The sequence below is a fragment of the Nocardioides sp. P4_G4 genome, from assembly GCF_056401085.1.
Map to the genome: position 1 here is coordinate 1 of NZ_JBFUKA010000123.1, position 9393 is coordinate 9393.

At 72.2% G+C, this 9393-nt stretch carries 12 protein-coding genes; 4 read left to right on the top strand and 8 right to left on the bottom strand.

Going from position 1 to position 9393, the window contains the following annotated elements:
• Nucleotides 1-44 precede the first annotated feature (44 nt).
• Nucleotides 45-1442 (bottom strand): MoxR family ATPase, encoded by a 1398-nt coding sequence (locus AC1DQF_RS20020; RefSeq protein WP_477526985.1) that lies wholly within the window; start codon nt 1440-1442, stop codon nt 45-47.
• A gap of 126 nt (nt 1443-1568) precedes the next feature.
• On the opposite strand from AC1DQF_RS20020, the gene AC1DQF_RS20025 reads away from it, so the two are divergent.
• Together AC1DQF_RS20025 and AC1DQF_RS20030 are read left to right on the top strand one after the other, a co-directional pair.
• A complete protein-coding gene (locus AC1DQF_RS20025) occupies nt 1569-2006 on the top strand; it encodes a pyridoxamine 5'-phosphate oxidase family protein (RefSeq protein WP_477526986.1) in 438 nt (145 codons plus the stop codon).
• A gap of 64 nt (nt 2007-2070) precedes the next feature.
• On the top strand, nt 2071-3648 hold the full coding sequence (locus AC1DQF_RS20030) for a GAF domain-containing sensor histidine kinase (RefSeq protein ID WP_477526987.1): 1578 nt from the start codon (nt 2071-2073) through the stop codon (nt 3646-3648).
• A 79-nt stretch (nt 3649-3727) separates the two neighbouring features.
• Here the strand turns inward: AC1DQF_RS20030 and AC1DQF_RS20035 are convergent, their stop codons facing one another.
• Nucleotides 3728-4318 carry a hypothetical protein gene (locus tag AC1DQF_RS20035; protein WP_477526988.1) on the bottom strand — a complete coding sequence of 197 codons (591 nt, stop codon included), beginning with the start codon at nt 4316-4318 and terminating at the stop codon, nt 3728-3730.
• 111 nt (nt 4319-4429) lie between these two features.
• The gene (locus tag AC1DQF_RS20040) at nt 4430-5077 is read right to left on the bottom strand and encodes a response regulator (protein WP_477526989.1); all 648 of its coding nucleotides are present in this window, start codon (nt 5075-5077) and stop codon (nt 4430-4432) included.
• Between the two features lie 116 nt (nt 5078-5193).
• On the opposite strand from AC1DQF_RS20040, the gene AC1DQF_RS20045 reads away from it, so the two are divergent.
• Nucleotides 5194-5580, top strand: a complete 387-nt coding sequence (locus AC1DQF_RS20045; protein ID WP_477526990.1) for a VOC family protein — start codon at nt 5194-5196, stop codon at nt 5578-5580.
• A 33-nt stretch (nt 5581-5613) separates the two neighbouring features.
• On the opposite strand, the gene AC1DQF_RS20050 is transcribed toward AC1DQF_RS20045, so the two are convergent.
• On the bottom strand, nt 5614-6147 hold the full coding sequence (locus AC1DQF_RS20050) for a DinB family protein (RefSeq protein WP_477526991.1): 534 nt from the start codon (nt 6145-6147) through the stop codon (nt 5614-5616).
• Between the two features lie 70 nt (nt 6148-6217).
• Here AC1DQF_RS20050 and AC1DQF_RS20055 point away from each other — a divergent pair, with 70 nt between their 5' ends.
• Nucleotides 6218-6580 carry a YchJ family protein gene (locus AC1DQF_RS20055; RefSeq protein ID WP_477526992.1) on the top strand — a complete coding sequence of 121 codons (363 nt, stop codon included), beginning with the start codon at nt 6218-6220 and terminating at the stop codon, nt 6578-6580.
• A gap of 28 nt (nt 6581-6608) precedes the next feature.
• Here AC1DQF_RS20055 and AC1DQF_RS20060 read toward each other — a convergent pair whose 3' ends face one another.
• The 4 genes from AC1DQF_RS20060 to AC1DQF_RS20075 all read right to left on the bottom strand — a co-directional run.
• Nucleotides 6609-7553: a hypothetical protein gene (locus AC1DQF_RS20060; RefSeq protein WP_477526993.1), complete on the bottom strand. Its 945-nt coding sequence runs from the start codon at nt 7551-7553 to the stop codon at nt 6609-6611.
• A 50-nt stretch (nt 7554-7603) separates the two neighbouring features.
• Complete coding sequence (locus AC1DQF_RS20065; RefSeq protein ID WP_477526996.1) at nt 7604-8317, bottom strand: VOC family protein; 714 nt, start codon at nt 8315-8317, stop codon at nt 7604-7606.
• Between the two features lie 109 nt (nt 8318-8426).
• Complete coding sequence (locus tag AC1DQF_RS20070; protein ID WP_477526994.1) at nt 8427-9062, bottom strand: hypothetical protein; 636 nt, start codon at nt 9060-9062, stop codon at nt 8427-8429.
• An 85-nt stretch (nt 9063-9147) separates the two neighbouring features.
• A partial coding sequence (locus AC1DQF_RS20075; RefSeq protein ID WP_477526995.1) for a DUF1949 domain-containing protein occupies nt 9148-9393 on the bottom strand: 246 nt, incomplete at its 5' end.

Consider the following 9393-nt stretch of genomic DNA (forward strand, 5'->3'; position numbering starts at 1 on the left):
CCTCCGACGTGCCGGGCCGCAGCGCGACCTCCACCGAGGAGTGCTCACCCATAGACGGTCTCCCGGCCACCGGTCTCCTTGCCGACCTTGCGGGCTAGGTACAGCCCCTCGAGGGCGAGCTCGATCGCCGAGGCCCGCTCGCCGTCGTCGGTGGCACCGAGCCGGTCGGTGACCTGGTCGTAGAGGTCGGACTCACCGAGCACCGGCAGCCCGGCCAGGAAGTCGCGGGCGCTGACCTGCTCGCCGGTCGTGATCATCGAGCCCGCCTCGATGGCGTCGACCAGCAGCGCCATGTCGATGCCGCGCAGGTGCTGACGGACGGTCTCGGCGACCGCGGTGCGCAGCAGGTGCGTGAGGATCTCGGACTCGCGCCCCTCCTCGCCGGTCTCGAACTCGACCTTGCCGCCGAGCACGTCGACGGCGGTCTCCAGGTCGACGATCCGTGCCACCGGACGGTCCTCGCCCTGCACGGTCGCGCGGTGCAGCGCGGCGGCCGCGATCGTCTCGGCGCCGGCGATGGCGAAGCGGGCGCTGACGCCCGAGCGCTGGTCGACGCTGCCGGACTCGCGCAGGTTGCGGGTGAAGCGGGCGAGGATCTCCACGATGTGGTCGGGGACGTGGGCCTGGAGGGTCGCCTCCTGACGGATGACCGCGACCTCCGCCTCGAGCTCGGTGGGGTAGTGGGTGCGGATCTCGGCGCCGAAACGGTCCTTGAGCGGGGTGATGATGCGTCCGCGGTTGGTGTAGTCCTCCGGGTTGGCGCTGGCCACGACGAGCACGTCGAGCGGCAGCCGCAGCACGTAGCCGCGGATCTGGATGTCGCGCTCCTCCATGACGTTGAGCATCGCCACCTGGATGCGCTCGGCGAGGTCGGGCAGCTCGTTGATGGCCACGATGCCGCGGTGACTGCGCGGGATGAGCCCGAAGTGGATCGTCTCGGGGTCTCCCAGCGAGCGGCCCTCGGCCACCTTCATCGGGTCGACGTCGCCGATGAGGTCGGCCACCGAGGTGTCCGGGGTGGCCAGCTTCTCGGCGTACCGCTCGTCGCGGTGCCGCCACGAGACCCGCAGGTCCTCGCCGTACGCCGCCGCGGCCTGCTTCGACTGCACGGTGATCGGCTCGAAGGGGTGCTCCCCCAGCTCGGAGCCGGAGATCACCGGCGACCACTCGTCGAGGAGGCCCACGAGGGTGCGCAACAGGCGCGTCTTGCCCTGGCCCCGCTCACCGAGCAGGACGATGTCGTGACCGGCGATCAGCGCCCGCTCGACCTGCGGGATGACGGTGTCCTCGAAGCCGTGCAGGCCCGGCCACGGGTCGATCCCGTCACGCAGGCGCGCGAGCAGGTTGTCGCGCAGCTCGTGCCGGAGGGTCTTGAACTCGTGCCCGGAGGCGCGGAGCTCGCCGACGGTGCGGGGCAGTGCGGTGGATGCAGTCTCGGTCACCCCGACCACGCTAGCCCGGCGCACAAGGCACCCCGGGTCGGGACCAACGGCCCTGCTGGTCGCGCTCGGACCGGACGAGCATGGAAGGCGGTTGGAAGGCACCGAGGACAAGACCGGAGGCGTGCCATGGCCGAGCTGAGGGAGCTGAGTCGCAGCGAGTGCGAGACCCTGCTCCGACGGGGCATCGTCGGGCGGGTCGCCATCGCGGCGCCGTCGGGTCCGCACATCATCCCGATGAACTACTCGATCAGCGAGAGCTCGGTCGTCGTGTGCACGACGCCGTACAGCCTCCTGGGCACCTACGGCCGCGACAGCCTGCTCGCCTTCGAGGTCGACCACGTCGAGCACGCCCGGCAACGGGGGTGGAGCGTCGTGGTCCGCGGTCGCGCCGAGCCGGTCGAGGACCCCACCGAGCTCCGCACCCTGGTGCGGATCCTGCCTCGGCCGTGGGCAGCCGGTCGTCGCTCGCTCTACCTCCGCATCCCCCTGACGGAGGTGACCGGGCGGCGCCTCGGTGACGGCTGGGACCTGGAGGAGACACTCCCGGTCAGCCGTGTCCTGTGAGGTGTCCCGTGACGTGTCCCGTGATCCGCCTGACGCGGACCGGGAGTCGGGACACACTGTCGAGATGACCGCGACCTTGTCCTCGGGGCACCCGTCCCTGGCGGGGCCCGCCCAGGCCCTGCTCGACGCCGTGAGCGCGATCTCGAGCGACCTGGACCTCAACAGCGTGCTGACGCGCATCGTCGTCGCGGCCACCGAGCTCACCGGTGCCCGGTACGGCGCGCTGGGGGTGATCGGCTCAGACGGCCGGCTGKTCGAGTTCCTGACCACCGGCCTGGACGAGGCGACCCGTGCCCTGATCGGCGACCTCCCGCACGGCGACGGCATCCTCGGCGTCATCATCGAGGACCCGTCCGGCCTGCGTCTGGTGGACCTGGCGGCCCATCCCAGGTCCGTGGGCTTCCCGCCCAACCATCCCCCGATGACCACCTTCCTCGGGATGCCGGTGCGCATCCGGGGCACGGTCTTCGGCAACCTCTACCTCACCGAGAAGGCCGACGGGCAGCCCTTCAGCGAGGAGGACGAGCAGCTGGTCGAGGCGCTGGCCCGCACCGCCGGGCTCGTCATCGACAACGCGCGCACCTACGGCCTCAGCGAGCGCCGGCGCCGCTGGCTGGAGGCGACGGCCGAGCTCGGTGTCGCCCTCCAGCCCCCCGTGCACCAGGGCCGGGGGCTGTCCACGATCGCGCACATCGCCCGCGCCGTGGCCGGGGCCCGCGCCACCGCGCTCCTCGCCCCCGACTCCGCCGACGACGACACCGTGGCTGCCGACGGGTCCGACCACGACCTGCTCCGCGAGCTCTCCGAGATGGTGCGTGACGGTCCCGAGCTCGACGTCACCGCTCCACCACTGCTGATCCACCTCGACGGCGTCGACGCGGTGGTCATCCCGGTCCGGGCCCACCTGGCCCCGGTGACCGCCCTGGCCGCACTCTTCGACCACACCTCACCACTGCACGAGCCCAACGAGCGCGAGCTGCTCGCCACGTTCGCCGACCAGGCGGCCCTGGCCCTGGACCGCGGGCAGGCCGTCGCGGACCGGCAGCAGCTGGCCCTCGTCTCCGACCGGGAGCGCATCGCGCGCGACCTGCACGACGTCGTCATCCAGCGGCTCTTCGCCACGGGCCTGCAGCTCCAAGGGGTGGCCGCGATGGCCGACTCCCCCGAGATCACGCGCCGACTGGACGAGGCGGTCTCGGCCCTGGACGACACGATCAAGGCGATCCGCGGCACGATCTTCGAGCTGCAGGACGGGCACCGGGCCTCCCTTCGCGCCGACGTCCGCAGCCTGGTCAGCGAGTACGTCCCGGTGCTCGGCTTCCGGCCCGTCGTGCGTACCTCGGGTCCGCTGGACACCGCCGTGCCGGCAGCGGTCGCCGCCCAGCTCCTGCCGGTGCTGCGGGAGGCGGTCTCCAACGTCGCGCGTCATGCCCTGGCCGCGAGCGCGGAGGTCGAGGTGCAGGTGGGTCCCCACGAGCTGGTCCTCACCGTGGCCGACGACGGGTCCGGCCTGCCGGTGGACGTCACGGAGAGCGGGCTGCGCAACGTCCGTCGCCGGGCCACCGACCTGCGCGGGACGCTGGAGGTGCGCCCCGGCTCGCCCCGCGGCACGATCCTCGTGTGGCGCGTCCCGCTCGACTGAGCCCGTCCCGCTCGACCCTCGGACATGACGAGACCCGCCCGGACGTCCGGGCGGGTCGGGTCGTGCTGCGGAGCGGGGCTCAGGTCAGGACGGGGTACTTCTGGACCATGCGGGTCCGCCGCCAGTGGCTGCCGAGGCCCCACGTGGCACCCGCACCGGCGAAGAACAGGACCGCCATCGCGATGATGCCGATCAGGTGGTCGTCGACGAACGGGTTGTTCTCGAGCCGGAAGGACGCGGCGTACATGAAGGTGTACATCAGGGCGCCGGCCGCGGTCCCGATCCGCATCCCCACGCCGAGCAAGAGGGTCAGCCCGATCCCGAGGAGGCCGATCATGAACAACCAGTCGACCCAGGCCTGGCCGGCCATGGAGTTGAAGGTGCCCTTGAACCAGTTGCCCTCCGGCACCCCGAAGGTGAGGAACCCCTCAGTCGGGCTGCCGCCGTTGATCCAGGCAGCAGGGCCGAAGCGGTCGAGGTTGCCCTCCTGGTCGAACCCGGTGCCCCAGCCGAGCGCGAAGGTCTTGTCGAGGAACGCCCACAGGAACGTCCAGCCGAACGCGAGGCGCAGCGCGGCGATCGAACGGTCGAGGCCGATGCCCGTCTCGGTGGTCTCCGAGGTGGTGACGCCTTCACTGGTGATGTGGTGGTGGCGATGGATGACGGCCATGACGATCCCTCCAGAACTGAATGGGTGATGGTGCTCGATGCACCTCCACTCTCGTTCCCGCAGGAGGTCGGCGGTCAGGGGACGAGGTCCCCAGGCCGACGCCGAAGGTCCTCAGGCCTCGGGACCGAGCAGCTTGGAGGCCAGCACGGCCGCCTGCGTACGCCGCTCGAGGCCGAGCTTGGCCAGGATGCTCGAGACGTAGTTCTTCACGGTCTTCTCGGCCAGGAACATCCGCTCGCCGATCTGGCGGTTGGTCAGCCCCTCGGCGATCAGGCCGAGCAGCTTGAGCTCCTGCTCGGTGAGCTCGGCCAGCTCCGGGGCGGTCGCGGGTCCGTGACGCACCCGCTCCAGGACGCGTGCGGTGAGCGTCGGGTCGATGAGCGAGTTGCCGGCCGCCACCTGGCGCACGGCGGTCACCAGGTCGCTGCTGCGGATCTCCTTGAGGACGTAGCCCGACGCCCCCGCCATGATCGCGGCGAAGAGCGCCTCGTCGTCGTCGTACGACGTCAGGATGAGGGCCCGGATCGTCGGATCGACGGCACGGACCGCGCGACACACCTCGATCCCGGACCCGTCCGGGAGGCGACCGTCGAGGACGGCGACGTCCGGGCGCAGGGCCGGGATGCGGGCGGTGGCCTCCACCGCGGAGGCCGAGTCGCCGATGACCTCGATGTCTTCCTGGCGCTCGAGGAGGAACTTCAGGCCCTCACGGACGACGTCGTGGTCGTCGAGCAGGTACACGCGGATCTTCTCGGTCACGAGGCCATTGGACCAGATCACGCGTCCGGGCGGGTGGATCGAGCGTGCTGGTCCAGCTTCGCCATGGTGTGCGGTCCGGCGGAGGCGCACGATGGGAGGAGCCAAAGGAGGCCACCATGTCGCTCGCACGCAGCGGGGTGGCGTTGATGATCCCGGTCACCGACGTCGCCCGATCGACCCAGTTCTACCGCGATTCACTCGGGCTCGAGTTCACCGGCACCAACGACGAGGGCAGTGCCGCGTTCGCCGTGGGCAGCGACTCCCAGCTGCTGCTCCTCCCCCGTCCCGAGAGCCATCCGTCGGAGAGCACGGCGATGAGCTTCGAGGTGGACGACGTCTCCAAGGAGATAGGCGCCCTCGAGGGTCGCGGCGTCGTCTTCGAGGACTACGACCTGCCCGAGCTGACGACCGTCGACCACGTCGCGGAGACGGGCAGCGAGCGGGCCGCGTGGTTCAAGGACCCCGACGGCAACATCCTGTGCCTGCACCAGGACCTCACCTGACGCGGTCCCGGCTCCCGACCGAGGCTCGGGCCCTCAGAGCTCGACCGTGCCGTCGACCGACTCCCTGAGGAGGTCGGCGTGCCCGGCGTGGCGGGCGTACTCCTCGACCATGTGCACCATGATCCAGCGCAGCGTGGCGACCGAGCCGTCGCTGCGCGGCCGGCGGCCCGGCTGGTCGAGGCCGCCGGTGGCCAGCGCCTCGTCCAGGGCCGTGTCGGCGCGGGCCACCTCGAGGTCGTACATCTCCCGCAGCTCCTGCGGCGTGTCGTGGCGGGCCGAGCTCCAGTCCCAGTCCTCGTCGGCCTCCCAGTCGACGTCGGCCCAGAAGCCCGCCGGCGGCCGGTCGTGCAGAGCGATGGTGAACCACCACTGCTCGACGAAGGCGAGGTGCTTGATCATCCCGCCGAGCGTCATGACCGCGGGATGACCGGGGATGGTGGCGGACAGCTGGTCGGCGTCGAGACCGCCGGTCTGCGCGCGGATCGTGTCGCGGTAGTAGTCGATCCAGCCTCGCAGCATGCTGGTCTCGTCGGCGGCGAAGGGCGGGTCCTGCGGGTAGCTCGACATGACGGGCACGCTAGCGGGGCCCGTCGCGACCGGCACCCGGGTTTCCGGTCCCGGCCGTAGGGTCGACCGCGTGGCTCTCACCCGACCCTGTCCGTGCGGCTCCGGATCCTCGTACGACGCGTGCTGCGGACCGCTGCACCGGGGCACCGCGCTCGCCTCGACCCCCGAGGAGCTGATGCGCTCCCGGTTCTCGGCGTACGCCCTCGGGGAGGGCGACCACGTGTTCCGGACGTGGCACCCACGCACCCGACCCGACGACGTCGAGCCGGACCCGCTGCTGACCTGGACCCGTCTGGAGGTGCTCGACGCGAGCGGCGACGAGGTGGAGTTCCGGGCGCACTACGAGTCGCCGGCGGGTCCGGGGGTGCTCCACGAGCGCAGCACCTTCGAGCGCCGCGGCGGGCGCTGGGTCTACGTCGCTGCCGTCTCGTAGGGATCGATCGCAGGAGCAGTCGCGGCGGTCAGGCGCTCAGCAGCTCCTCGCGCTCGGCGCGGAGCCGGGACAGGTCCTCCACCGCCACGTCACGCCGCCGGACGAGCACCTCGACGGTCTCCCCCACGCCCACGGTGGCGGTGTGCACCTTGTCCGACGCCTGCCGGATCCGGTCGCGGACCGCCCAGTCGCTGAAGATGTTGTCGAACCACACGTCGAAGAACTGGGTCATCTGGTCGACCTGTATGCCGCCGACGGCGTGCAGTCCGACGTCGGCGAGCTCGGTGGCGAGGTGGCCGAGCGCGGCGTCGGCCTGCCTGATCACCTGACCGGCCCTGTCGAGGCGGTCGTACTTCATCATGTCGCTCACCATCCCGCCGCCGAAGAAGGTGTCGTACGTCGACCAGGAGCCGGCGCTGCCGAGGTGCTCGGCCGCATGGTGCAGGGCGCCGAGGGCGTGGTGTGCGGCGGCGCCCGCCTCGTCGAGCTGCTCCAGCTCGGCCTCGTGGGTGCCGAGCGCGGCGGCCAGCTCGGTCAGACGGCCGGCCACCACCGCCGACGCCGGGTCAGCGGCCACCTCGGCCTCCCGCTGCGCGAGCAGCGCCTCGCGACGGGCACCGAGGTCACCGAGGGCGTTGATGCGGACCACCAGGTCGGTGACCTCGCGATCGGCCGCGGCCCGGCGGGCCTCCGCCTCGGCCGCGGCGTACTGCGCGGCCTGTGCCTCCGACCGCTCGCGGTCGAGGTCGGTGTCGCGGCGGCCCCGCAGCCCGGCCAGGATCCGGGTCATCGACATCGACTCCAGGCGGTCGACGTCGGCGAGCTCCCCGGCCAGGGCGTCGACGGTGGCGGCTGCGCGCTGCTCGGTGTCCTCCAGTCGTTGCCGGGCGACGACGAGCTGCGCCTCCAGCCCCTCCCGGGCGGTGCGGTCACGGGCGAGGTCGGCCAGGCCGCGGAGGGCGTCGGTGCTCACGCGGGGAACCTGGTCGACGTCGCACCTCGGGCTCGAGCTCCCCACGCCGGTCACGACGGCGACCGGTCGGTGAGGCAGTAGCGGAGGCCCGCCGGGTCCACCAGCACGGTCCAGCTCTCGTGCTCGGCGACGACCCGGGCACCGAGCGAGGCGTGCCGGACGACCTCGCGGTCGCGCGAGCTGCACGCGAGGTCCAGGTGGGCGCGGGTCGGCCCGTCCTCGTCGTCGAGGCGCTGGAGCAGGATCCGCAGCGCCTGGCCGTCGGGACGCACGAGCCGCTCGAACTCGGCGAAGGACGACCCCGCCCGCTCCCAGCCGAGGAGCTCCATCCAGAACCCCGTCTCCCGGTCGTACGCCGACCGCGGCACGTCGAGGCAGACCTGGTCGACCAGGCTGGTGGACAGGTCCGGCCAGCGCGACGGCGGAGCGGGGCGCGACGCCGGGTGCGAGACCAGGCAGAAGGTCAGCCCGCCGGGCGACTCCAGCACGACGTACCCCTCGTCGGTCACCTCGGTGGCTCCCAGGTCCACCGCCCGGTCGGCCGCCGCCCGCGGGTCCGCGACGTGCACGTCGAGGTGGAGTCGGGCCTCGCCCGACCCGAGGCGCTGCATGCGCAGGTGATCGTCGGCGCCGCCACCCGGCACCAGGGTGAGGAACTCGCCGTCGGCACCGCGGCGCGCGGAGGGCTCCCACCCGGTGACGGCGGCCCAGAAGGTCACCGTCTCCTCGAAGGACTTCGCGGGGACGTCGATGAAGGCACTCATCCAGAACACGTGCCGACCCTAGACAGCGGCTCGCGGAAATGGCACCGGCCCGCCGCGCCTCGTCGACGTACGACGGGGGCGACGGGCCGGGGAGGCCGTCATCAGCCGGTCACAGGGCCGGGCCCTCGCCCCGCAGCTTGTCGACCTCCGACATCGCGTCCCGGAGCTGGCCGAGCCACTCGTCGGCGTGCTCGCCGACCAGGCGGACCGACCACGCGAGCGCGTCGGATCGCGACCGGGCGACCCCGGCGTCGACGAGGGTGTCGAGCACCTGCCGCTCGGGCTGCCGCAGCCGGGTCATGACCGGTGCCGCGACGTGGGTGAAGAGCGCGGTGGTGCCACCGAGGCTCGCGCCCCACGACACCTTGCGCTGGTAGCGGGCCTGCGCCTCGAGTGCGATCTCGATCCGCTGCTCACGGGTCTCGGAGCGGAAGCGACCGATCCGGCCCTCCGCCGCGGCGGTGGAGACCTCGTCCCCTCCGTCGGCGGCCAGGGCGCCGAGGACCACGATCTCCTCGCGGTCCACGCTCACCTCGATGCCGTCGAACCAGGCGTCGGGCAGTCGCCCGGCGAACCAGTCCTGCGCGTCGCCGGCGTCGGGCAGGTCCGCGACCTGCCACCCGCCMTTGCGACCGCGACCCTCGCCCCCGCGGCCGCGACCCTCGCCGCGGCGACCGCGGCCCCGGCCGGCGCCCTCGTGCCTGTCCTCGTGTGTCTCGTCGTGCGTGTCGTCGTGCGTGTTCATGGTGGTCTCCTTGGAAGAGGTATTACGTGATTACACCATTACAACGTAGCAATCCGTACAGAATTCCCGCCCCGTCGACGGGATCTCACACCCAGCGCTCCCCGACGCGCTCGACGACGCCCGCGCCACCCGTGAGCGCCGCCACCTGGGCGGTCACGACCGAAGGGTCGGTCGACCCGAGCAGGAGTCGCACGGACGCGCCGTACTCCACGTCGAGGACGCTCACCCCCCGTGACCTCAGCTCGCTCTCTAGCCGTCCGGCGTCGGCGTGCCCGACGACCAGGGCCAGCTCGGTGAGCAGCACGCGGCGCCGGGTGCCCGCCTCGACGAG